30 protein-coding genes are annotated in these 22,157 nt (G+C 73.5%); 12 read left to right on the forward strand and 18 right to left on the reverse strand.

What is annotated here, in order from left to right; translation table 11 throughout:
* The first annotated feature begins 300 nt into the window (after positions 1-300).
* Positions 301-1,191: an ErmE/ErmH/ErmO/ErmR family 23S rRNA (adenine(2058)-N(6))-methyltransferase gene (gene erm, locus E1298_RS02540; RefSeq protein WP_131889093.1), complete on the forward strand. Its 891-nt coding sequence runs from the start codon at positions 301-303 to the stop codon at positions 1,189-1,191.
* Here the strand turns inward: erm and E1298_RS50115 are convergent.
* The 9 genes from E1298_RS50115 to E1298_RS02585 all read right to left on the reverse strand — a co-directional run bounded on the left by E1298_RS50115 (position 1,145) and on the right by E1298_RS02585 (position 5,323).
* Positions 1,145-1,603, reverse strand: coding sequence for a gas vesicle protein K (locus E1298_RS50115; protein WP_243725349.1), 459 nt, complete (start codon positions 1,601-1,603; stop codon positions 1,145-1,147). The genes erm and E1298_RS50115 overlap by 47 nt on opposite strands.
* Positions 1,600-1,803, reverse strand: a complete 204-nt coding sequence (locus E1298_RS02550; RefSeq protein ID WP_243725350.1) for a gas vesicle protein — start codon at positions 1,801-1,803, stop codon at positions 1,600-1,602. Before E1298_RS02550 ends, E1298_RS50115 begins: the two co-directional genes overlap by 4 nt.
* Entirely contained in the window at positions 1,800-2,690 is an 891-nt protein-coding gene (locus E1298_RS02555; protein WP_131889094.1) for a GvpL/GvpF family gas vesicle protein, read from the reverse strand. Before E1298_RS02555 ends, E1298_RS02550 begins: the two co-directional genes overlap by 4 nt.
* On the reverse strand, positions 2,687-3,202 hold the full coding sequence (locus tag E1298_RS02560) for a gas vesicle protein (protein WP_424923054.1): 516 nt from the start codon (positions 3,200-3,202) through the stop codon (positions 2,687-2,689). The genes E1298_RS02555 and E1298_RS02560 overlap by 4 nt, the downstream gene beginning before the upstream one ends.
* A gap of 6 nt (positions 3,203-3,208) precedes the next feature.
* Positions 3,209-3,466, reverse strand: coding sequence for a gas vesicle protein GvpO (locus E1298_RS02565; RefSeq protein ID WP_131889095.1), 258 nt, complete (start codon positions 3,464-3,466; stop codon positions 3,209-3,211).
* Positions 3,467-3,481: 15 nt separating this feature from the next.
* On the reverse strand, positions 3,482-3,715 hold the full coding sequence (locus tag E1298_RS02570) for a gas vesicle protein GvpG (RefSeq protein WP_243725357.1): 234 nt from the start codon (positions 3,713-3,715) through the stop codon (positions 3,482-3,484).
* Between the two features lie 7 nt (positions 3,716-3,722).
* Positions 3,723-4,505 carry a GvpL/GvpF family gas vesicle protein gene (locus E1298_RS02575; protein ID WP_131889097.1) on the reverse strand — a complete coding sequence of 261 codons (783 nt, stop codon included), beginning with the start codon at positions 4,503-4,505 and terminating at the stop codon, positions 3,723-3,725.
* The gene (gene gvpJ, locus E1298_RS02580; protein ID WP_131889098.1) at positions 4,502-4,942 is read right to left on the reverse strand and encodes a gas vesicle protein GvpJ; all 441 of its coding nucleotides are present in this window, start codon (positions 4,940-4,942) and stop codon (positions 4,502-4,504) included. The genes E1298_RS02575 and gvpJ overlap by 4 nt, the downstream gene beginning before the upstream one ends.
* A gap of 111 nt (positions 4,943-5,053) precedes the next feature.
* Positions 5,054-5,323, reverse strand: coding sequence for a hypothetical protein (locus tag E1298_RS02585; RefSeq protein WP_131889099.1), 270 nt, complete (start codon positions 5,321-5,323; stop codon positions 5,054-5,056).
* 151 nt (positions 5,324-5,474) lie between these two features.
* On the opposite strand from E1298_RS02585, the gene E1298_RS49255 reads away from it, so the two are divergent.
* The 8 genes from E1298_RS49255 to E1298_RS02625 are packed head-to-tail and all read left to right on the forward strand — an operon-like array spanning position 5,475 to position 10,369.
* Positions 5,475-6,095 carry a hypothetical protein gene (locus E1298_RS49255; RefSeq protein ID WP_207944391.1) on the forward strand — a complete coding sequence of 207 codons (621 nt, stop codon included), beginning with the start codon at positions 5,475-5,477 and terminating at the stop codon, positions 6,093-6,095.
* Complete coding sequence (locus E1298_RS02595) at positions 6,092-6,343, forward strand: monovalent cation/H+ antiporter complex subunit F (RefSeq protein WP_131889100.1); 252 nt, start codon at positions 6,092-6,094, stop codon at positions 6,341-6,343. The genes E1298_RS49255 and E1298_RS02595 overlap by 4 nt, the downstream gene beginning before the upstream one ends.
* Positions 6,344-6,358: 15 nt before the next feature.
* A complete protein-coding gene (locus tag E1298_RS02600) occupies positions 6,359-6,646 on the forward strand; it encodes a monovalent cation/H(+) antiporter subunit G (protein WP_131889101.1) in 288 nt (95 codons plus the stop codon).
* On the forward strand, positions 6,639-6,971 hold the full coding sequence (locus E1298_RS02605; protein WP_243725351.1) for a DUF4040 domain-containing protein: 333 nt from the start codon (positions 6,639-6,641) through the stop codon (positions 6,969-6,971). The genes E1298_RS02600 and E1298_RS02605 overlap by 8 nt, the downstream gene beginning before the upstream one ends.
* Positions 6,968-7,657, forward strand: coding sequence for an MnhB domain-containing protein (locus E1298_RS02610; RefSeq protein ID WP_131889102.1), 690 nt, complete (start codon positions 6,968-6,970; stop codon positions 7,655-7,657). The genes E1298_RS02605 and E1298_RS02610 overlap by 4 nt, the downstream gene beginning before the upstream one ends.
* The gene (locus E1298_RS02615) at positions 7,654-8,001 is read left to right on the forward strand and encodes a sodium:proton antiporter (RefSeq protein WP_131889103.1); all 348 of its coding nucleotides are present in this window, start codon (positions 7,654-7,656) and stop codon (positions 7,999-8,001) included. Before E1298_RS02610 ends, E1298_RS02615 begins: the two co-directional genes overlap by 4 nt.
* Positions 7,998-9,785: a complex I subunit 5 family protein gene (locus E1298_RS02620; protein WP_207944392.1), complete on the forward strand. Its 1,788-nt coding sequence runs from the start codon at positions 7,998-8,000 to the stop codon at positions 9,783-9,785. The genes E1298_RS02615 and E1298_RS02620 overlap by 4 nt, the downstream gene beginning before the upstream one ends.
* Positions 9,786-9,829: 44 nt before the next feature.
* The gene (locus E1298_RS02625; protein WP_131889104.1) at positions 9,830-10,369 is read left to right on the forward strand and encodes a dihydrofolate reductase family protein; all 540 of its coding nucleotides are present in this window, start codon (positions 9,830-9,832) and stop codon (positions 10,367-10,369) included.
* A gap of 79 nt (positions 10,370-10,448) precedes the next feature.
* Here the strand turns inward: E1298_RS02625 and E1298_RS02630 are convergent, their stop codons facing one another.
* The 5 genes from E1298_RS02630 to E1298_RS02650 all read right to left on the reverse strand — a co-directional run bounded on the left by E1298_RS02630 (position 10,449) and on the right by E1298_RS02650 (position 13,447).
* Positions 10,449-10,892, reverse strand: a complete 444-nt coding sequence (locus E1298_RS02630; RefSeq protein ID WP_131889105.1) for an SRPBCC family protein — start codon at positions 10,890-10,892, stop codon at positions 10,449-10,451.
* A 17-nt stretch (positions 10,893-10,909) separates the two neighbouring features.
* Positions 10,910-11,269 carry an ArsR/SmtB family transcription factor gene (locus tag E1298_RS02635; RefSeq protein ID WP_131889106.1) on the reverse strand — a complete coding sequence of 120 codons (360 nt, stop codon included), beginning with the start codon at positions 11,267-11,269 and terminating at the stop codon, positions 10,910-10,912.
* The gene (locus tag E1298_RS02640; RefSeq protein ID WP_131889107.1) at positions 11,266-11,727 is read right to left on the reverse strand and encodes an SRPBCC domain-containing protein; all 462 of its coding nucleotides are present in this window, start codon (positions 11,725-11,727) and stop codon (positions 11,266-11,268) included. The genes E1298_RS02635 and E1298_RS02640 overlap by 4 nt, the downstream gene beginning before the upstream one ends.
* Before the next feature lie 131 nt (positions 11,728-11,858).
* Positions 11,859-12,470, reverse strand: coding sequence for a hemerythrin domain-containing protein (locus E1298_RS02645; protein ID WP_207944393.1), 612 nt, complete (start codon positions 12,468-12,470; stop codon positions 11,859-11,861).
* 170 nt (positions 12,471-12,640) lie between these two features.
* The gene (locus tag E1298_RS02650) at positions 12,641-13,447 is read right to left on the reverse strand and encodes a TetR/AcrR family transcriptional regulator (RefSeq protein WP_131889109.1); all 807 of its coding nucleotides are present in this window, start codon (positions 13,445-13,447) and stop codon (positions 12,641-12,643) included.
* Positions 13,448-13,529: 82 nt separating this feature from the next.
* Here E1298_RS02650 and E1298_RS02655 point away from each other — a divergent pair, with 82 nt between their 5' ends.
* Positions 13,530-15,812 (forward strand): ATP-binding cassette domain-containing protein, encoded by a 2,283-nt coding sequence (locus E1298_RS02655; protein WP_131889110.1) that lies wholly within the window; start codon positions 13,530-13,532, stop codon positions 15,810-15,812.
* 7 nt (positions 15,813-15,819) lie between these two features.
* Here the strand turns inward: E1298_RS02655 and E1298_RS02660 are convergent, their stop codons facing one another.
* A complete protein-coding gene (locus E1298_RS02660) occupies positions 15,820-16,239 on the reverse strand; it encodes a VOC family protein (protein ID WP_131889111.1) in 420 nt (139 codons plus the stop codon).
* Positions 16,240-16,329: 90 nt separating this feature from the next.
* On the opposite strand from E1298_RS02660, the gene E1298_RS02665 reads away from it, so the two are divergent.
* Entirely contained in the window at positions 16,330-17,310 is a 981-nt protein-coding gene (locus E1298_RS02665) for a helix-turn-helix transcriptional regulator (protein WP_131889112.1), read from the forward strand.
* Between the two features lie 25 nt (positions 17,311-17,335).
* Here the strand turns inward: E1298_RS02665 and E1298_RS02670 are convergent, their stop codons facing one another.
* Positions 17,336-18,937: an ABC-F family ATP-binding cassette domain-containing protein gene (locus tag E1298_RS02670; RefSeq protein ID WP_131889113.1), complete on the reverse strand. Its 1,602-nt coding sequence runs from the start codon at positions 18,935-18,937 to the stop codon at positions 17,336-17,338.
* A 96-nt stretch (positions 18,938-19,033) separates the two neighbouring features.
* Positions 19,034-20,269: an MFS transporter gene (locus E1298_RS02675; RefSeq protein ID WP_207944394.1), complete on the reverse strand. Its 1,236-nt coding sequence runs from the start codon at positions 20,267-20,269 to the stop codon at positions 19,034-19,036.
* A gap of 59 nt (positions 20,270-20,328) precedes the next feature.
* Between E1298_RS02675 and E1298_RS02680 the strand changes: the two genes are divergently transcribed.
* Entirely contained in the window at positions 20,329-21,312 is a 984-nt protein-coding gene (locus E1298_RS02680; RefSeq protein ID WP_131889114.1) for an ArsR/SmtB family transcription factor, read from the forward strand.
* Here E1298_RS02680 and E1298_RS02685 read toward each other — a convergent pair.
* Positions 21,305-22,099 carry a GNAT family N-acetyltransferase gene (locus tag E1298_RS02685; protein WP_207944395.1) on the reverse strand — a complete coding sequence of 265 codons (795 nt, stop codon included), beginning with the start codon at positions 22,097-22,099 and terminating at the stop codon, positions 21,305-21,307. The genes E1298_RS02680 and E1298_RS02685 overlap by 8 nt on opposite strands.
* Positions 22,100-22,157 lie beyond the last annotated feature (58 nt).

Consider the following 22,157-nt stretch of genomic DNA (forward strand, 5'->3'; position numbering starts at 1 on the left):
TGCCCTGGACCGCCCAGTGCGCGCCGACGCCTGATCCAACTGGCGGGCCCGTGCCCGCTGAACACCGCGCCGCCCAGTCGCGTGTCCAGGGACTCCGAGCGTCCATGACCATCTCGGACGGGTCCGCCGGGCACCTTGGCGCACGCCTGCACGCACACCGCCATCACGGCCACCACCGCCACCACGTCTGCCGCATGCAGCGTTTCCAGCGGTGGGGCACGTGTTCTGCGCGCGCCGCCATCGCGTGGCGCCCGTCCGTCCTACCGGCCCTTCCACGGCCGGACGCCAAGGACGGCGACCGTGAACCACGACTCCAGGCACCGCACCACCCGCACTTCGCGCGCGCGCCGCGCCCCGGATAGGCGGACCGCCCGCGACCGCGCCAGGCGCGAGCTCTCCCAGAACTTCCTCGCCGACCGCGACGCCATCCGCCGCTACGCCCGTTCCGTCGGCGACGGGCCCGGCGGCCTCGTCGTCGAGGCGGGCGCCGGGGACGGCCGCATCACCGCGGCCCTCGCCGTGCGCGCCGACCGCGTCATCGCCTACGAGCTCGACCCGGTATGGGCGGCCCGGCTGCGGGACCGCTGCCGCGACCTCGGCAACGTCACCTGCGTGACCGGCGACTTCCTGCGGGCCCGGCCCCCGGGCGGACCGTTCCACCTGGCGGGCAACATCCCGTACGCCGCCACGTCCAGGATCGTCGGCTGGGCGCTGAGCGCGCCCGGCCTGGTGTCCGCGACCCTCGTCACGCAGCTCGAATACGCGCGCAAGCGCACCGGGGACTACGGCCGCTGGAGCCGCCTGACCGTCGAGACGTGGCCCGTCTTCTCCTGGCGGATGGCCGGACGCATCTCGCGCGACAGGTTCCGTCCCGTCCCGCGCGTGGATTCCGCCGTCCTCCGGCTGGATCGGCGCGCACGGCCGCTCCTGCCGTCCGGCGCCATGGACGGCTACACGCGCTGCGTCGAACTCGGGTTCGGCGGCAAGGGCGGCGCCCTGCACGCCTCACTTCGCCAAGCGCATCCCAAGGCGCGCCTGGACGCGGCGTTCCGCGCCGCCGGACTCGCCCGCGACACCGTCGTCGCCTTCGTCCGCCCCGACCAGTGGCTCACCCTGTTCCGCGTCCTGGAGGGGCTGCCGCCGCTCAGTCCTCCGGCAGCAGCGGGCCGAGGGGGCCCAGGTCGAGATTGAGGTCGTGGTCGTCCAGGTCGAAGTGGTCCTTGAGCTTGGTCATCGCCTCGTCCAGGCGCATCAGCGCCAGGCCGAGGCGCTCGACCTGCTCGTCGGTGAGGCCGCCGCCCTCGGCGCGGCGCAGCGCCTGCCGCTCCATCAGCTGGCGGATCAGCTCGACCAGGGTGAGGACGAGCTTCACCAGGTCGCGCTCCACCGTCTCCGGGTCGGTGCGCAGCCGCTGCATCACCGGGGAGGACGACGACGGTCCGGGCCTGCGGGCGGGCGCGGCCCGGACCGGGGCCGGGGAGGCCGCGCCGCCGGTGCGGCCGGCCAGGATGTCGTCGGTGAACGGGTCGCCCGCCACCGGGTCCCGCACCGACACCTCGCCGGTCACGGGCTCCCGGTCATGGTCGTGGGGAACTCGGCTCACACGTCCTCCAAATACGGCATCTCGTCGCGGACGGCGGTGACCAGCGCGCGCAGGGACACATGAACCAGGTCGATCTCGGCGATCGAGATGACCAGGTCCCCGGTGATGACGACCCCGCCCGCCAGCAGCCGGTCGAGCAGGTCCACCAGCGCGACCCGCTCCATCGGCGCGCCGCCGCCGGAGTCCAGGACGGCCGTCACCGCGCGGCGTCCTCGGGCTCGGGACCGGGCGTGACCTCGCCGGTGTCGATGAAGGAGTACGGCGGCCACGGCCCCGTCACCTCCACCTCGATGGCGGCGAGCCGGTCCCCCAGCGCGCGGGTCACCGCGAGGAACCCGTCCGCCTGCTCGTCGTCCAGCAGGTAGGCGACGTTGAGGATCTGCGTGCCCGCCCGGCCCGACAGGCGCGGGTCCTGCGGCGGGTGATGGCGCGCCGCGACGGCGTGGTCGGCGAGTTCGGCGTGGATGTCGGCGGCCCGCTCGGCCATCCGGCGTACCGCGTCCGCGCGGCGGCGCTGCTCGCTCTGCCGGCGCCGCAGGTACGCGGTGCCGGTGCCGCCTGCCTCTCCCCCGGCGGTACCAGTGCCTGTGGTTGGGCCGGTGAGAGACTCGGCTCTTGGCGCGAGCCCCCCACCGGGATCTGGGTCGGAGGCCTCCGCGTCCGCAGGGCCGCCGGGCCGGAGCGCCTCGGAACGCGCGTACGCCTTGACGCCCCACTCGGACCGGCCCGTGATGCTGTCCAGCACCTCGCCGAACCGGTCGCCCTGCGCGGCGAGGACCTCCGCCACGCGCGCGTCGTCGCGGTAGATCGTGGCGATCCGCACCGGCGCGGTCGGCGCGGCGCGCGCGGCCCGGTCCACCACGTCATGGTGGGCGCGGGCCGTCTCCTCCAGCCACGCCAGGTCCTCCAGGTTGGCGCGCAGCGCGGCCTCGCCGTAGTCGTCCAGGCGGACGGTGCTCACCAGCGCGGTCAGCCCGTCGGCGACGACGCCGCGGACGGGCGAGCCCGCCACGCCCGCGGTCCCGTCGAGCGCGGCCGGGTCGAGCCCGCGGGCGACCCCGTACAGGTAGACGGCGGTATCGGTCACGAGCCGCCTCCCCGCTCGCCGCCCGCGCTCCGCTCGGCGTACGCGCCCCTCTCGCCGTCCGCGCTCCGTTCGGCGGACCCGCCCCGTTCAGCGGACGCGGCGCCGGCCGCCCCGGAGTCCTGCGCCGCGCCGGCCTCCAGGGCGGCGAGGCGCTCGCGCAGCAGCCGGTTCTCCTCCAGCAGATCGCGTTCCGTACCGCCGCCCACCTGGCCGTTCCCCTGCCCGGCGCCCTGCTCGGCCTCGTTCCGCCGGGCCTTGGAGGACAGCGTCGGATCGTGCTCCCACCAGTCGATGCCCATTTCCTTCGCCTTGTCGACCGAGGCCACCAGCAGCCGCAGCTTGATCGTCAGCAGCTCGATGTCCAGCAGGTTCACCCGGACGTCCCCGACGATCACGATGCCCTTGTCGAGGATGCGCTCCAGCAGGTCGGCCAGGTTGGCCGACTGCGGGCCGGGCGGCGGCCCCGACATCGACCGGGCGGACGACCCGCCGGTCCAGGAGATCTCGCTCAATGGTCCTCAGTCCCTCTCGACTCGTCCGCGGGGGTAGCGGTGGGCGCGCCGGTAGGCGACGAGCTCGCCGTCCCCGTCGACCTCGGTGTCGTAGGCCGCGAGGATGTCGGCGGAGTCGGGGATGCGATGGGTCTCGACCACCTCCACCCGGACGCGCCAGCCGTCCTCGGTGCGCTCGATCCCGACCACGCTCTCGGCGGTGCGCCCGGTCATCGCCGTGACGTGCTCCACCGCGCGTTTGGCGGCCTCTGCCGCGGACATCATCACTGGCCTCCTCGCCTACCGGCGCCGCGCACGGCCCTCGTTCAGCCGGCGGATCAGGTCCTCCTCGCGCTCGGCGGCCTCCTCCTCGGTGATCTCACCGGCGGCGGCCTCGTCGGCGATCTGCTGCATCTCCGCGGCGATGCGCCCCGGGTCGTACAGCTGCGCCTCCGCCTGCTCGGTGAGGACCTCGGCCAGCCACACCACGCCTCGGACGGGCGCCAGCGGCAGCGTCAGCAGGCCGGTGAACATCCCCACGTCACGCCTCCGGGACGAAGTCGTACGGCGGAAGCGGGCCGATCAGCCGGATCCGGATGCGCTCGGAGTGCGCTTGGCCGAGCTTCTCCACGGCCTGCTCCAGCTCCTCGCGGCTGCCGGACCGGATGAGGAAGGAGGCGTCCAGCACGTCCTCCTCGCGGGCGGGCGTCTTGCGGACGAACGCCTCCGCCGCGGGCACGACCGACTCCAGCAGGATCTGGCCGTCGTGCTCGCGGCGCCGCTCCATCGCCTGGGCGATCAGCTCGCCGAGCCGGACCCGGTCGTAGTAGACCGCGTCGGCGGCGTCGGCGGGGACCTCCCGCAGCCGCGCGGCGAGCTGGGCGATCTCCGGCTCGTCCGTCATGATCTCGCGGAGCACCGTGTCCTGGACGTAGGTGGCCTTGAGCCGCATCTCAAGCCGGCCTTCGAGTTGGTCCAGGACCTGCCCGAGGCGGTCGGAGTTGCCGGCCAGCAGCTCCTTGCGCACGGCGGCGCGGTTCGCCAGCGCGGCGCCGAACCGGAACGGCACCACCACGATGCCCGCGTCCATCAGCGCGTTCAGGACCCGCTGGTGCGCCACCAGGTCGGCGCGCTCGCCGAGCGCCCGGTCGTGCGGGAGGTCGCTGATGAGCGCGGCGCAGCGGCCGCCGTCCGCGACCAGCGTCACCGGCTTGTCGTCCAGGCCGGTGACGTCGCCGGGCAGCTTCGCGTCGACGCGGGTCACCCCGTACACGTACTGGGGGATCTGGTCTTCGAGGGGCTCGGAGGGCTGCGGCGTCGTCATTCGTCGCCCTCCTTCTTACGGGACGAGCGGCGCCGCGCGGGCTCCTTGTCCTCGTCCTCACCGGAGTCGTCCGACGAGCCGAAGGTCTCCTTCAGCCGTTCGCCGGCGCCTTCCAGGGCGCCCCGGGTCTTCTTCTTCGCCCCCGACTCCTGCATGCCCTCGACGAACTGCGGCAGCCCCTGCGAGGTGCCGTCGTGGGCGATGTCGAGCCGGTTGACTGCCTCGGCGAACCTCAGGTAGGTGTCCACGCTGGCGACCACGATCCGCACGTCCACGGTGAGGATCTCGATCCCCACCAGCGACACGCGGGCGTACAGGTCGATGACCAGACCCTTCTCAAGGATCAGGTCGACGACGTCGGCGAGGCTGCTGCTACCGCCGCCGCCGCGTTGGACGGTGCTGCTGCCCGAAGTCTGCTGGGCGATCGGCCCAGTCATCTCATCCACTCCTTTGGGGGTTCTGGGGGGTGGGGGTTCGGATGTCCACAGCACCTACCCCCACTGATCTCTCTAAACGGGCCCCCGGGTTTCGGTCAGGTGCTGGTCACGTCAGCGCTTGCGGGCCGTGCGCCGTCCGATCGCAAGTCCGGCGCCGGCGGCCGCGACGACCGGGACGGCGCGCAGGAGCTTGCGCAGGGTCAGCAGCCGCACGAGCCCGGCCACGCGGCCCGGCAGCGCGGTGACCTGCGCCGGCAGTGCCGTGACCTGGCCCGGCAGATCCGTGACCTCGCCGCCGGCCTTCCGCGCGCCCTTCTTCAGCTGGCCGGAGCCCTTCTTCATCTGGTCGGAGCCCTTGCTCGGCGCCGAGGGGGTCTTCATCTCTCTTCCTTCCATCGGGGGGATCCGCGTCCGGTCGGCCGCCGCGCGGGCGCGGCGGCACCCCGCGCCCCTACCCGGCCCGCCACCGGCAAACATGGCCCCAGGCCAGGGCCGACAAGATTGGAACCGTCGGACGGGGTATGCGAGACCCATGACGACGCCACTGCCCACCAGGCTGCTCCGGCCCGGCCTCGCGCGCCGCGCGGCCGAGCCGCTGGCGTGGTGGGTCGCGCTCCTCGCCGCCTACCTGGCGCTGGTCTCCGCCATCTCCGTCACCGAGATCACCGTCGCCGCCCTGACGGCCGCCGCCGGAGCGGCCCTCGCCGTCGCCGCGCGCCGCGCGCTGGTCACGACCGGCACCGCCGCCGACCCCGAGGGCGGCCGACAGCCCGCCGCCGACCTCGTCCCCGTGCGCCGGCCCGTCCCGCCCTACCGGCTGCTCCCGCCGCTGGCGCGGCTGCCTGCGCAGATCGTCGCCGACACCGCGCGCGTCGTGCTGCGCGGCGCGTCCGGCGGCGGATGGACCCGGCTGGGCGTCGCCCCCGGCGCGGCCAACCGCGGCACGGCCACTCTCCTGGTCTCCACCTCGCCCGGCACCTACGTCGGCGGCGTCGACCCCGAGCACGGGACGCTGCGCGTCCACCGGCTCCGCCCCGGCCCCTCGTCCTTCGAGCGCCGGCTACAGGACACCGGGCTGGTCCACGAGGCCGACGAGGCCGACGAGGCCGACGAGGCCGACGAGCCCGGCGGCAAGAACGGTGAACCGGCATGAACACCGCCGTCCCGGCCCTCGCCGTCATGCTCGGCGGTCTCCTCCCCGCGCTCCTGGCCACCCTGCGCGGACGGCCGGCGGACCGCCTCGCCGGGCTCATCGTCACCGGGCCGCTGGTGACCCTCGCGCTGGCCCTGCTCGCCGCCGCGTACGGGCGGCCCGCCTATCTGGACGTCGCCCTCGTGCTCGCGCTGCTGTCGTTCGCCGGTTCCCTGGTGTTCGCGCGGTTCCTGAGCCGGACGCTGTGACGGGAGGGACGAGCGATGAGCCGCACCCTGCTCGCCGACGCGCTGATCTGGGCGGGCGCAGCCGTCGCGGTCCTCACCGCGCTGCGGCTGCCCTTCACCCGCGGCGCCGCCGCGCGGCTGCACGTCGTCGCCCCCGTCACCGTCCTGGCCGCGCCGCTGCTGCTCGCCGGGCTGGCGCTGCGGTCCTGGTCGTCCTGGCACGACGTCGCCAAGCTCGCCGTCATCGCCGCGCTGCTCGCCGCGACCGGCCCCGCCACCGTGGTGACGGCCGGGCAAGCCGTGGGGAGGTCGTCGCGTGAATGACGCCCTCTCCGGCCCCCTCGCCGACACCCTGATCGTCGCCGGGCTCGGCCTGGTCGCGCTCATGGCCACCGCGGTCGTCCTCACCCGCGACCCCGCCCGGCAGGCGATCGTGCTGTCGGGCTACGGGCTGACCCTCGGCCTGCTGTTCCTCATCCTCCAGGCCCCCGACGTGGCCATGTCGCAGATCGGCGTCGGGACGGTCGTCGTCCCGCTCATCGTCATCCTCGCCCTGCACGCCACCCGCCATCACAGAGACAACACCGGCGAGGACGAGGGCGAGGACGGGAAGGCGGGCGGCGGCGGCCCGGACGGAGCCCGCCGATGAAGGCGCGCGCCCGCACCCTGCTGTTCGCCGCCGGCGCCGTGGGCACGGCGGCGCTGTTCACCGCGGGCGCGCTGGACCTGCCCGACTTCGGCGGGCCCGTGCACCCCTACGGCGACCGCGCCGTCCGCGAGGCGCTCGGGAAGGGCACCAGCAACACCGTGTCGTCGGTCAACTTCGACCAGCGCGCGCTCGACACGATCGGCGAGGAGCTGATCCTGCTGGCCTCCGCCCTGGGCGCGGTCGTGCTGCTCCGGGTCGTCCGGAAAGAGGAGGAGGACGCCGGCGCCTCGCACCGGCACGGCCCCGCCGAGGTGTCGGACGCGCTGCGCATCATCGGCTACCTGCTGCTGCCCCTCACCCTCATGGCGGGCGTCTACCTCATCGCCCACGGCGCCCAGTCGCCCGGCGGGGGCTTCCAGGGCGGCGTCGTCCTCGGCACCGCCATCCACCTGCTCTACCTCGCCGGGGACTACCCCGCCCTGCAGCGGCTCCGGCCGATCCCGGTGTTCGAGTCGGCCGAGGCGCTGGCCGCCGGGGCGTTCGTCGCCCTCGGCCTGGCCGCCGCCGGACAGGTGCCCGCGCTCAACGCCGCCGTCGGCGCCGAGGTCGGCTGCGCCCTGGTCCTGCTGATCGGCAAGTTCTTCGAGCAGGCGCTGCTCGTCCGCGAACCCCCGGAGCCGCCATGAGCCACCTGCCCTACCTGACCGCCGGCTGGATCATGCTCGTGGGGATCTACGGGATGGTCACCAGCCGCGACCTGATCCACGCCGTGGTGTGCCTGTCGGTGACCCAGTCCGGCACCTACGTGCTGCTGCTGGCCATCGGATACCGGTCCGGCGCGACCGCGCCCGTCTTCTCCGACCGCCCGCCCGGCGGACGGCCCGTCACCGACCCGATCGTCCAGGCCATGACGCTCACCGACATCGTCGTCGGCGCCACCGTCACCGCGCTGCTGCTCGCCCTCGCGGTCCAGGTCGCCAAGCGGCGCGGCACCCTGGACCCCGGCGAGCTGCGCTCCCTCGAATCGTGATCCTCCAGCTCACCGTCGCGGTGCCGGTGCTGGTCGCGGCGCTGCTGGCGGCGGCCGGGCGGTGGCTGCCGCGGCTGGTGGTGGACGCCTCCGCCGTCCTGGCCGTCGGCGCCGTCATCGGGCTCGCCACCGTCACGCTGCTGCGCTCGCCCCACCGCGCCCAGGTCACCTGGCTCGGCGGATGGGGACCGTCTAGCGGTGTCGGCATCCCGCTGGCCGCCGACCCGCTCGCCGCCGCGCTCGCCCTGACCACCGCCGTGCTCACCCTCGCGGCGCTGGTGTTCTCCTGGCGGTTCTTCACCGAGGTCCAGGCGATCTTCCACACGCTCATGCTGCTGTTCCTGGCCGCCATGTGCGCGTTCGTCTACACCGGGGACCTGTTCGACGCGTTCGTGTTCTTCGAGCTGATGAGCGTCGTCGCGTTCGCGCTGACCGGCTACCGCTCGGAGGAGCCGTCCACCGTCCACGGCGCCCTCAACTTCGGCATCATCGCCTCCCTCGGCGCCTACCTCACCCTCGCGGGCATCGGCCTGGTCTACGCCCGGACCGGGGAGCTGGGGCTCGCCGCCATCGGACGGCACCTCGCCGGGACCGGACGCGGCGACGCGCTCGTCACCGCCGCCTTCGTGCTCATCTGCACCGGCTACCTCGTCAAGGCCGCCGCCGTCCCGTTCCACTTCTGGCTCGCCGACGCCCACGCCGTCGCGCCCACGCCGGTCTGCGTCCTGTTCTCCGGCGTCATGGTCGAGCTGGGCGTGTACGGCGTCGCCCGCACGTACTGGACGATCTTCGACGGGCTCGTCCCGACGGGTGCCATCGCCGTCCTCGGCGCCGCCGCCGCGCTGCTGGGCGCCGTGATGTGCGTCCTTCAGCGGCACATCAAGCGGCTGCTGGCCTACTCCACGATCAGCCACGTCGGGCTGCTGCTCGTCGGCGTCGCGGTCAAGACGCCCGACGCGCTCGCGGGCAGCGCCTACTACCTCGCCGGGCACGCCGGGGTGAAGGGCGCCCTGTTCCTCGGCGCGGGCGCCCTGCTCAACCGGCACGAGACCGTCGACGAGCACGACCTGCGCGGACGCGGGCGCGGCATGCCCGTCACCAGTGCCATCTTCCTGCTCGGTGCCGCCGGGCTGGCCGGGCTGCCGCCCTCGGGCCTGTGGGCCGGGCACTCGGTCACCGAGCACGCCGCCGAGCAGCTCGGCTGGTGGTGGTTCACGCCGGTCGCCATCGTCTCGTCCGCGCTCACTGCGGGCGCCGTCCTGCGGGTGTGGCTCCGAGTGTTCCGCGGCGCGCCCGACGACGACCCCGCCAAGGGACCGGACGAGGGGCACGAGGGCCCCGAGACCCGCACGATCCTGCGGACCCTGCCCTGGACGATGGTCACGCCGGGAGCCGTCCTCATGGCCGGGGCGCTGCTGATCGGCCTGCTCCCCGGCGGGCCCGTCGCCACCGCCGCCGCCATGTTCGCCGACCGCGAGGGTTACGCGGGCCTGGTCCTGGACGGCCGCGTCCCGCACCCGCACGCGACGCCCGCCGACCCGTGGACGATCCCCGGGCTGGCGGGCTCGGCGCTCTCCCTCGTCCTCGCCGTGCTGATCGCCGTCCACGCCCTGCGCCGCTCGGCCGCCGGGCCACCGCGGTTCGCCCTGCTGCATCCCCTCAGGACCGCGACGGACGCAGCGGCCCGCCGCCTGCACGCCCTGCATTCGGGCCACATCGGCGACTACGCCGCCTGGCTCACCGCCGGGGTCGCCGTCCTGGCACTCCTCACGTCCTCTCTGTGAGCGCGCTATAGTTAATGAATAGCCATTCACAAACGGAGGCGCGCATGACCACCGACCGTCCGTTCACCGCCGCGGTCTTCATCGCCACGAGCCTGGACGGGTACATCGCCCGCGCGGACGGCGACATCGGCTGGCTCACCAGCCGCGGCGAACAGGCGGGCGACACCGGCTACGACGCCTTCGCCGCCGGCATCGACACCCTCGTCATGGGGCGCGGCAGCTACGAGAAGGTCCTCACCTTCGGGGGCTGGCCGTACGAGGGCAAGCGCGTGGCCGTCCTCAGCACGCGGCTGCCCGAGGACGCCGACCCGCGCATCACCGTCCACCGCGACCTGGACGCGCTGGTGAAGGACCTCGCCGACCGCGGCGCCCGCCGCGTCTACGCCGACGGCGGCCAGGTCGTCCAGGCGTTCCTGCGCGCGGGACTGCTGGACGAGCTGACGATCACCACGGTCCCGGTCCTACTGGGCGGCGGCCTGCCGCTGTTCGGCGCCCTCGACCGGGACATCGACCTCGTCCACCGCTCGACGCGGGTGCTGGGCGCTGGGCTCGTCCAGTCGACCTACACCGTCACGCACGGCTGACTACAGGTAATAGCCCTCGCCCGGGACGGCCGCCTCGCCCGGAAGCGCGGGACCGTCCGGACCTCCTGGGCGTCCTGGGTCAGTGCCAGTCACTGATCTTCACGTCGCGCGGAGCGGGGGCGCCTTCTCCGGTCTCCAGGAGCTGCTTGAGGCTCATCAGGAAAGTGGCCCATTTGGTGCTGCAGTGGTGCATGAACTCCACCGGCTCACGCCAGTCCCCGTGCTTGAACAGCACGATCGTGTAGTCGCCGTCCTGGCGGAGGTCCCACTGCACGCTGGTGCCGATCCACTCCTGCGGTCCGTCCACGACGTCCCAGCGGACGAGCCGCCCTGGATCGAGCCCGGCGACCTTCATGTCGAATCCGCCCTCCCGGAACCGGAACTCGATCACGTCGCCGGGGCCGGTCTTCCCCGAGGTCTGCGCGGTCCACCAGCCGGACAGGCCGTCCAGGGTGGTGAGCGCGTCGTACACCTGCTCCGGCGAGGACCGCTCGACGCCGATGCGGTGAAGGATGTCCGCCATCTCGGTTCTCCTCTCTCCTACTTCTTCTCGGTCTGCTCGCTGGTGTCCTTGCCGCGCTGGATCGTCTCGGCGATGCGCTTGATGCGCTGGAGACGGGCGTCCCAGGCGGCGCCGACGCCGGCGAGCTGGGCGACGGCGCGGGCGAGCTGGGCCTGATCGACGCGGAATCGCTTCTCGCGGCCGGCCGCGGCGGCGTGCACCAGGCCGACCCGGTCGAGGACGGCGAGGTGCTTCGCCACGGCCTGGCGGGTCACCGGCAGGTGCTCGCTCAAGCTGGTCGCCGTCCCGCCGCCCTCGCTCAGCAGCAGGTCGAGCATCCGGCGCCGGGTCGGGTCGCCGACCGCCGACCAGAGGTCGTCGTCCACCATCACGCTCATGCGCCCGCTTCGACCTTCGCGGCGTACACAGGCAGCCGAGGCAGATAGAAGTCCCAGCCGGTGACGTGGTCGGCGTACTCAGTGGCGACCTTCGCCTCATCCCAGCCGCGCTCGCGGAAGCCGCTCTCGGTCATCCGCAGGACGGTCCCATCGCCGGCGGGCTCCAGCTCGAAGACGACCAGGAACGAGTTGTCCGGCGCGGCGGACTCCCCTTCCTGGTGGGTCCACCGGAAGGAGAAGAGCCGCGGCGGCACGGCGTCGACGACCACGAACTGCACCCAGGTGCCGCCCTGTGAGAAGTCCCCGAAGCCGATCCGCCCCGCTCCCCCGGGCACGGCCGGGTACTCCGCCTCGTCCGGCCACCACTCGCGCAGGTGCTCGGGACTGCTCACCACGTCGAAGACGACCTTGGGTGAGGCGTCGATGTGAATCTCCCGCTCGATCGTTCCGAAATCCATGTTCGCCACCTTCTGCAATGTTTGGTTGCACGTCACGCTAACCGATCCACCTGGCATGCGCAACCGCTGGTTGCATAAAGGTGCCTAGAGGCCACATGACGCGGCTTGAGGCTGACCGGGATGCCGTCGGCTTATACGGTCCATAGGCGCAGCTTGCGATAGCGCGGCTCCCAGGAGATCCGGTTGAGCTCCCGCACGGTCATGGGCAGGGCGGTCAGGAACCGGCTCCGCTCGATCGGCGCGATGCCGTCCACGATCCACGGGATGAGCACCTGGGTGCCCTTCTCGCACCGCTGCCGGACCGCCTCGGCGAACGCCGTCCACTCCTCGGCGCTCAGCGCCGACCGGACCAGCGGCAGCGCGCTGACCTCCTCGTGCCGCAGCTGGACGTCCAGTTCCGTGCGGAGCCGGTCCACCGCGCCGGCCAGGTCGACGCCGTCCTCCAGCGCGGCGTCGACCGCGACGACCAGCGGTTCCAGCCGCGCGTGCTCGGCCGTCGTCTGCTTCAGCACGGCCAGCTCGGCGCGCCGTCCGCCCAGCGCGCGCCTCACGCGCGGCCACAGCTCGGCGTCCTCCACCTCGTGGTGCAGGTGGAGCTGCTCCTTGAGGTTCTCCCAGCCCTCGCGGACGTGGGGGGCGCGGGCCTTGCCCGCCGCGACGGCCGCCGCGAGCCGCTCAAGGTCCCGGCGGAAGGCGTCGTGCGCCGCGTAGAGGAGGGCGAGGTCGATCGATCCGCGTGGCAAGGTCCCAACTGTCTTCATACAAATACAGAGGCACCGGCACCCGCCTTTGTGACATGCCGGCTCGAACCGAGACCAGGTTCACACCTCGCCGCCAGGTCGCCCGCGTGGAGGCGGCCACATGCGGCCGCCTGCCCCCTCGGCTCTCCCGGAATGCCCGCCCGGGTTCCGGCTCAGGTTCCGTTCCGGGCGATGGCCGCGTCGACGCCGTCCAGGACCAGTGCGAGGCCGCCTTCGAACGCCGCCCGCGCCGCCTGTTCCAGGTAGGGGACGCAGTCGTCGGCGGGCTCGGCGGGCTCGGCGGGGGCGCTCTCGGTGTAGAGCCACGCCACCGTCGGGAACCGTTCGGCGAAGTCGGGCGCGACCTTCAGCAGCACCTCCGTGCGGGAGTACCACCACTGCTCTTCCGTCAGCCCGGTGGCGCGGACGGCCTGCCGCGACTCCGCGACCGTCTGCGCCGCGCCCCGCACCACACTCGACAGCGTCGAGACCGCGCGCCGCACCTCCGGCGCCGGCAGCCCGGTCGCGGTCAGGACGCGCAGCAGCGTCTCCAGCACGCCGTACTCGTTGGGGCCCAGCACCGGGCGGGCCTGCGAGACCTGGAGCACCCAGGGATGCCGCAGGTAGAACGCCCAGGAGTCCTCGGCCCAGGACGTGGCCGCCGCGCGCCAGCCCGCCCCCAGGTCGTAGCCGGTGGGCAGCTCGGCGAGCGCGCGGTCGTACATGAGGTCGACCAGCTCGTCCTTGCCCGGGACGTAGGTGTAGAGGGCCATCGCCGTGCGCCCGAGCCGTTCGCCCACGGCGCGCATGGACAGCGCCGCCATGCCCTCCGCGTCGGCGACGGCGATCGCGGTGTCCACGATCAGGTCGACGCTCAGCCCCGGCTTGGGGCCGGGACCGGACGCCCGGGGCCGCTCCTCGCCGCTCCACAGCAGGTCCATCGAGCGGCGCGCGTCCCCCTGCCCGGCGAAGACGACCACGGCGCGACTCCTTATGCCATAAACTAATGTCGGTACTCGAACTCTTTACCCCCTAAGCTATCAAGCCGAGCGAAGGAATGTGATGACTCAGCCAGCGCCGAGTGGCAGGGCCGCCGACAGTCACGATGTCATCGAGGTCCGCGGCGCCCGGGAGAACAACCTCGCGGACGTCAGCCTGGACATCCCGAAGCGCCGCTTGACCGTCTTCACCGGGGTCTCGGGGTCGGGCAAGTCCTCCCTGGTGTTCGGCACGATCGCCGCCGAGTCGCAGCGCCTGATCAACGAGACCTACACCGCGTTCATCCAGTCGTTCATGCCGAGCCTCGGCCGTCCCGACGTCGACTCGCTGCGCAACCTGAGCGCGGCGATCGTCGTCGACCAGGAGCGGATGGGCGCCAACTCCCGCTCGACGGTCGGGACGGCGACCGACGCGCACACCATGCTGCGGATCATCTTCAGCCGGCTGGGCGTCCCGCACGTCGGCATGTCCACCGCGTTCAGCTTCAACAGCGCCGAGGGCATGTGCCCCGAATGCGAGGGCCTTGGCCGGGCCACTCGGATCGACGTCGACCAGCTGGTCGACCGCGACCTGTCGCTCAACGAGGGCGCCATCACCGTCCCGAACTTCGCCGTCGACTCCTGGTACTGGAGGCTCTTCGCCGTCTCCGGCCTCTTCGACCCGGACGTCAAGCTGCGCGACTACACCCCCGCCCAGTGGGAGGACCTCCTGCACAAGCCCGCCACCAAGATCAAGGCGGCGGGCATGAACACCAACTACGAGGGACTCGTGGTCAAGGTGCGGCGGCTCTACCTGAGCAAGGACAGGGAGTCGATGCAGGCGCACATCCGCGCGTTCGTCGACCGCGCGGTCACCTTCACCACGTGCGAGGCGTGCGGCGGGGCCCGGCTCGGCCCCGCCGCGCTGAGCAGCCGGATCGCCGGGCTCAACATCGCCGACTGCGCGGCCATGCAGATCAGCGATCTGGCGGAGTTCGTCCGGGGCATCGAGGAGGAGTCGGTCGCGCCGCTGCTGGCCACCCTGAGCGGCACCCTGGACGCCCTGGTCGAGATCGGGCTCGGCTACCTCAGCCTCGACCGCGAGTCCACGAGCCTGTCGGGCGGGGAGGCGCAGCGGGTGAAGATGGTCCGCCACCTGGGGTCGAGCCTCACCGACGTCACCTACGTGTTCGACGAGCCCACAATCGGCCTGCACCCCCACGACATCCGGCGGATGAACGACCTGCTGCTGCGGCTGCGCGACAAGGGCAACACCGTCCTGGTCGTCGAGCACAAGCCGGAGACGATCGAGATCGCCGACCATGTCGTCGACCTCGGCCCCGGCGCGGGCTCGGCGGGCGGGCGGGTGTGCTTCGCCGGCGACGTCGCGGGGCTCCGCGCGTCCGGTACCCTGACCGGCCGCCACCTCGGCCACCGCGCCCGGCTGCGGGACGAGGTCCGCGAGCCGTCCGGGCACCTGGCCGTCAAGGGCGCGAACCTGCACAACCTCAAGGACGTGTCGGTCGAGATCCCGCTCGGCGTCCTCACCGTGGTCACGGGCGTCGCCGGGTCGGGGAAGAGCTCCCTGATCCACGGGTCGCTGCCCGGCCGCGACGGCGTGCTGGTGGTCGACCAGTCCGCCATCCGCGGCTCGCGCCGCAGCAACCCGGCCACCTACACCGGCCTGCTCGACGCGATCAGGACGGCGTTCGCCAAGGCCAACGGGGTGAAGGCCGCCCTGTTCAGCGCCAACTCCGAGGGCGCCTGCCCGGGCTGCAAGGGCATCGGCCTCGTCTACACCGACCTCGCGATGATGGCCGGGGTCGCGTCGGTCTGCGAGGAGTGCGAGGGCAAGCGCTACACGCCCGAGGTCCTGACCTACAAGCTGCGCGGCAAGGACATCAGCGAGGTGCTGGCCATGCCGGTCGCCGAGGCGCGCGAGTTCTTCACCACCGGCCAGGCGCGCGCCGTCCTGGACCGCCTCGCCGACGTCGGCCTCGGCTACCTGGGGCTCGGCCAGCCGCTCACCACCCTGTCGGGCGGCGAGCGGCAGCGGCTCAAGCTCGCCATCCACATGGCGGAGAAGGCGGCCGTCTACGTGCTGGACGAGCCGACCACCGGCCTGCACCTGGCCGACGTCGACCAGCTCCTCGCCCTCCTCGACCGGCTCGTCGACGACGGCAACACCGTCATCGTCATCGAGCACCACCAGGCGGTCATGGCCCACGCCGACTGGCTGATCGACCTCGGCCCCGGCGCCGGGCACGACGGCGGCGAGGTCGTCTTCACCGGCACCCCCGCCGAGCTGGTCGCCCGCGGCGACTCGCTCACCGCCCGCCACCTGCGCGACTACGTCGCCGCCACCTGACCGCCGGTCACCGGAGGGAGGCCAGCACCTCCACGTAGTGCGGGTTGTACATGACGCCCAGGACGTTGCCGAACGGGTCGATCACGGAGGCGGTGACGAATCCGTGGCCCCGCTCGGTGCGCGGCTCGCACTCCTTCGCGCCCATCGACAGCAGCCGCTCGACCGCCCCTTCGAGGTCGTCGACGTGCCAGTACATGATGCTGCCGGCCGGGGCGGACCCGGTCGGCGGCCCGCCCGGCGCGAACCGGGCGTCGATCAGGCCCAGCTCGTGCTGGTAGTCCCCGACGCGGAACTCGTAGTACGCCGGACGGCCGTCCGGGCCGGGGCGCTCGAAGTACGGCTCGATCCCCAGCAGCTCGGAGTACCAGCGCTTGGCCGCGTCCAGGTCGTCCGCCCAGAAGCTGATGGTGGCGAATCCTCGCAACATGTCGTGCTCCCCTCGTTTCGGTTCGACATCACTGACACTAGACCGCCAATAGGTCACTGAACGTCCTAGTAGGACGCCATGATGAGAAACATGCGGAATCCATCCGGACGGTTGCTGCGGCTGCTGTCCCTGCTGCAGACCCCCCGCGAGTGGTCGGGCACCGAGCTGGCCGAGCGCCTCGGGGTCACCGGCCGCACGATCAGGCGCGACATCGACCGGCTGCGCGAGCTCGGCTATCCCGTCGACGCCACCCACGGCAACACCGGCGGCTACCGGCTCACCGCCGGCGCGGCGATGCCGCCGCTGCTGCTGGACGACGACGAGGCCATCGCCATCGCCCTCGGCCTGCGCACCGCCGCGACCGTCGCCATCACCGGCATCGAGGACGCCTCGCTGCGCGCCCTGGCCAAGCTCGAACGCGTCCTCCCCCACCGGCTGCGGCACCGCGTGAGCGCGCTGTCGGAGGCCGCGGTCACACTCCCCCCGCAGGACGGCGGCGTCCCGCCCGCCGATCCCGACGCGCTCGCCCTGCTCGCCGCCGCCTGCGTCACGTGCGAGAAGGTGCGCTTCGGCTACACCCGGGCCGACGGGGAGACCGCGCGGCGGCTGGTGCAGCCGCACCGGCTGGTGGCCACCGGCCGCCGCTGGTACCTGGTGGCCTACGACGAGGACCGGGCCGGCTGGCGGCTGTTCCGCGCGGACCGGATCGCCGAGCCGTCGCGGACGGGCGTCCGCGTCCCCGCCCGCGAGCTGCCCGGCGGCGTGGACGCGATGTCCTGGGCGATGGACTCGCTGGCGGGCGGCTCCGGCACGATCCGGGCGCGGCTGCGGCTGCACGTCCCCATCGAGGAGGCGGCCGAGCACGTCACCGCCTGGCAGGGCGTCCTGGAGGCGGCCGACGACCGGTCGTGCCTGCTGCACACCCAGTCCGACTCGATGCACTTCCTGGCCTACCGGATCACGCTGCTGACCGTGGACTACACCCTGCTCGACCCGCCCGAGCTGGCCGAGCACCTCGGCGCCATCGCCGACCGGGCGGCGAGCGCCGTCCACGCGTTCAGGACCCGCTGACGCCCGGCTCGGCGGCGCCGTGCGGTCAGGAGAGCGCGACCAGGTCGGCGTATCCGGGGTTCCAGAGGTCGTCGACGCCGTCCGGGAGCAGCAGGACGCGGTCGGGGCGCAGCGCCTCGACCGCCTCCTCGTCGTGGGTCACCATCACCACCGCGCCCCGGTACTCCCCGACCGCCGCGAGGACCTCGCCGCGCGACGCGGGATCGAGGTTGTTGGTCGGCTCGTCCAGCAGCAGCACGTTCGCGCCCGAGCTGACGAGCCCGGCCAGCGCCAGGCGCGTCTTCTCCCCGCCCGACAGCACGCCGGCGGGCTTGTCGGCGTCGTCGCCGCCGAACAGGAACGACCCGAGGACGCGCCGGGCCTCCCCGTCGGTCAGGTGCGGCGCGGCGTCCGCGAGGTTCTCCCGGACGGTCCGCGCGCGGTCCAGCGTGTCGTGCTCCTGCGCGAAGTAGCCCAGCCGCAGCCCGTGGCCATGCACCACGCGTCCGGAGTCCGGCCGCTCGTGCCCGGCCAGGATCCGCAGCAGCGTGGTCTTCCCCGCGCCGTTCAAGCCGAGGACGACCAGGCGGCCGCCCCGGTCGACGGCCAGGTCCACGCCGGTGAGCACCGGCGTGTCCCCATAGGACTTCGCCAGGCTGACGGCGCCCAGCGGCATCCGCCCGCTCGGCGCCGGATCGGGCAGCCGGAAGCGCGCGACCCGGCCCGCGCGCCGCGCCGGCTCCGTCCCGGCGAGCATCCGGTCGGCGCGGCGGGCCATGTCCCGGGCGCGGACGGCGGTCGCGACGTTCGACCGCATCCTGCCGGCCTGTGCGTGCAGCGAGGCCGCCTTGCGCTCGGCCGCGGCGCGGCGCCGGGCCCGGCGCCGCTCGGCCGCGTCCCGGTCGGCGAGGTACGTGCGCCAGCCGGTGTTGTGCACGTCGACGGCGGCCCGGTCGGCGTCCAGGTGCCAGACCCGGTTGACGACGGCGTCCAGCAGACCGGTGTCGTGGCTGATCACCACCAGCCCGCCCGGGTGCCCGGCCAGGAAGGCCCTCAGCCAGGCGATGGAGTCGCCGTCCAGATGGTCGCTCGGCTCGTCCAGCAGCAGCGTGCCCCGCTCCCCGAACAGGACGCGCGCCAGCTCCACGCGGCGCCGCTGCCCGCCGGACAGGGACCCGAGCGGGCGGGCCATGACCCCGTCGGGCAGCCCGAGCCCCGCCGCGACCCGGGCGGCCTCGGCCTCGGCGGCGTACCCGCCGCGGGCCTGGAACTCCGCCTCCGCGCGGGCGTAGCGTCCCATCGCCCGCTCCTCGGCGGGTGTTCCGCCCGCCTCGGCGAGGGCGGTCTCGGCGGCGCGCAGGGCGCGCACGGCCTCGTCCATGCCGCGCGCGGACAGGACGCGGCCGGACACGGTGATCGCGGGATCGGCCGCCGCCGGATCCTGGGGCAGGTACCCGACCGGCCCGGTCCGGGTGACGGCACCGGCGGCGGGCGGGACCTCCCCGGCCAGGACCTTCATCAGCGTGGTCTTCCCGGCGCCGTTGCGGCCCACCAGGCCGATGCGGTCGCCGGGGGCGATGTGGGCGGTGACGCCCGACAGCAGGAGCCGGGAGCCGACGCGCACGTCGACATCACGGAAAGCAAGCATTGGATGACGCTCCGGAATAGCTCAAGGACACACGGGTGACGTGAAGCGTGTGTCCGAGCTAGGAGATCCGGGGCGTCGACATGGGGCCGAGTGTAATCAAGCCTCCTGCGGGTCGCACACCTGATTTTGGGAAGCAGGCTCCGGCGGGGGCGCGTCCTCGGGCGCGGTGGCCGCACGGTCGTACCGCAGGCCGGGGGCCAGCGCCACCGTGACGGCGACGGAGGCCACCGCCATCAGGGTCATCGCCGTCGCGGGCGAGGTGCTCTGGGCCACGGCTCCCGCGAGCGCGGCGCCCACCCCCTGCATGGCGATCATCCCGGACGAGTGCAGCCCGAGCGCGTGCCCGCTCAGCTCGTCCGGCGTCAGGGCCATCAGGCGGTCCTGCAGCAGCAGGGTGGAGCCGTAGCCCACGGTCGCGAGCGTGACGGCCGCCACCGCGATCGGAAGCGGCGGGCGCAGCACGAAGATCAGGAACGGGGCCGCCAGCAGCAGCCGCAGCGGGGCGTCGAGCCGCCGCCTCCAGTGCTTCGGGACGAACCGTCCCGTCAGGGTGTCCCCGGCCAGCATGCCGAGCGCGCCGAAGGCGAACAGCAGCCCCGCGTGCTCGGGCGTGTACGGGACGAAGAGGGACTCGCAGCCGACGATCAGCCCGTTCGGCACCCAGAGCGCGAGATACACGTAACGGCGGGGCCTGGACGACCAGAGCCGGGCGTTGTTGCGCCAGGTGTCGGCGGGCGACGGCCGTCCCCCGGCGCGCGGCGGACGGCGGGCGAGGCCGAACCGGGCGACGGCGGCGGCCCCCAGATACAGGGCCGCGCCGGTGAGCAGCGTCCCGCGCGGCGACAGGGTGGCCACGAGCACTCCCCCGGCCGCGAACCCGACGATCTGCATCATGCCGTTCGACATGTTCAGCACCGAGCGGCCCAGCAGGTAGCCGTCCCGCGCGAGCATCTCGTTGAGCAGCCCGTACCGCACCCCGCCGCCCAGCGACGCCGTCACCCCCAGGCCCAGGACGATCGCGAAGATCCCCCAAACCGGCATCCCCGGGACGGCCTGGGCCGCGGTGGCCAGGCCGAACAGCAGCGACAGCCCCGTCAGCGCGGCGCGCGGAGCCAGCCGGTCGGCCGCCGACAGCAGCGTCGCCGCGCCGATCACCTGGGCGAGGGACGGTCCGAACATCGCCAGCGACGACAGCAGCGGCGACCCGGTCGCCGAGTACACCATCGTGGCCAGGGCCAGCCCGCTCACCGTCTGCGCCGCCACCTGCGCGGCGGACGCCAGGAACAGCGGCGTGAACTCCGGTGTCCGGAAGAGCTCTCGATACGTGCGCATGGCCGGAGTCTCCGGCGCACCGGCCCCCGGGCGTTAGAGTTTCGCAGGGGGGCGAAACCATGGGCTGGTGGCAGATCAACACCGACACTCTCGCGGGGAGCCGGTTCGTCGTGTCCCCGCTGGCCGAGACGATCGCGACCCTCAAGGCCCTGGAGCGGGGAACGGCGGCGCACCCCTCCGAGCGCGCGTGGCTCGACGTCCACCTCCCCGCCTACCGGGAACGGCTGTCCGGCGACCCGATCACCGCCCTGCTCGTCCGGGCCGCCCTCGGACCCACCTGGAACGCCGACTTCCTGACCCCCACGCCCGCCCACGAAGGCGAGGGCACCTTCGCGGACGAGGTGGCCCTGGTCCGCGGCGCCCCTCCGGGCAGGGCCCGCGACGACCTCGTCCTGTCGCTGGGCGGCCCGGTCCCCGCCGAGCTGCACCGCTCCGACCTGCCCGAACGGGCCGCCGACCTGCTGGAGTGGATCTGGACGCGGCTGGTGCTCCCCTCCTGGCCGCGCCGCCGCCGGATCATCGAGGCCGACATCGTCGCGCGCACCGCGCAGCTGTCCCGGGGCGGCTGGGCCGGGGCACTGGACGACCTGCGCCCCGGCATGCGCTGGCTCGGCGGCAGCCGCCTACAGGTCAACACGCACGACAACCCGCCGCGCGACCTGGGCAAGGCGCAGCTGATGTTCGTCCCGGTCACGCCCCGCCACGGCTGGGCCTCCTGGACCGACGACTGGAGCCGCTTCGCCGTGGTCTACCCGTGCTCGGGTGCCCTGGCCGAGACCGGCACCCCCGCCCCCGAGGCCCTGGGCCGCCTGCTCGGCCCCGCCCGCGCGGGCGTCCTCGTCCAGCTCGGCTCGCCGAAGAGCACGACCCAGCTCGTCGCCCTCACCGGCCAGGGCCTCGGATCGGTGGGGCGCCACCTGAGGATCCTGCTCGATGCGCGCCTGGTCCAGCGCCGCCGCGCCGGGCGCTCCGTCCTGTACTACCGCACGACCGCGGGCGACGTCCTGGTCGGCGCCCAGCAGGACGGCGACCGGGCTACTTGATCAGTATGGCCCGGGTGTACAGCAGGTCGAAGCCCTGGCGCTGCGCGTTCTGCTGCGACTTCGACCCCGGCTGCGTGGTGATGACGGCGATGTCGCATCCGGCGGCCGCGGCATCGGCGAGCCGGGCCGCCAGCAGCGCGGTCTGGACACCCCGGCGGCGGTGCGCGGGCACGGTCGCCGCACCGGTGAGCTGCGCGACGCCGTCCGCCACGCGAAAGCTCGCGGCGCCGGCGACGGCCCCGTCATGGAGCGCGACGTAGCGCACGACCCCGGCCGCGGCCGTGAGATCGCGCATGGCGTTCGCGAGGACCTCGCGTGGAAAATCCTCGTGCGAGCGGACCCCCTGTGTGTCGGGGTGGGCGAAGCCCTCGACGATGACGTCCAGCCAGGGCTCGAACTCCTCGTCACCACTCGGACGGACCTCGACCCCCGGCGGCGCGACCCGTCCGCGCTCGCCCTTGAGGGCCAGGCCGAGCACGTTCTCGAACGAGACGAGCCGGTAGCCCCGTCCGGTGAGAAGGGCGCCGATCTCGGGATCGGCCAGGTGGGCGAGCTCGACCTGCACAGGAGAGCCGCAATCGGCGAAGGCCCGCTCGACCTCATCGAGGACGGCCGCGCTCGGCACCCCGCCGAATCCGAGGCCAGCGACCTTGTTGAGCGGCGAGTTCTCTTCGGCGAAGCTCGCCACGCCACCGGCGACGGGCATGACGAAGCCCACCGCGTCCGCCCTGCGGCGGCGTGCGGCCTCACTGCCCTTGGCGACCAACTGCGCTTCGACCCGCTCCACGCGCTCGGCGAGGGCGGTATCGCAAAAGAGAGGTGACCTGCCAACATCCACCCTCAGA

This window comes from Actinomadura rubrisoli, from assembly GCF_004349215.1.
In the GTDB taxonomy this organism is placed as follows: Bacteria; Actinomycetota; Actinomycetes; order Streptosporangiales; family Streptosporangiaceae; genus Spirillospora; species Spirillospora rubrisoli.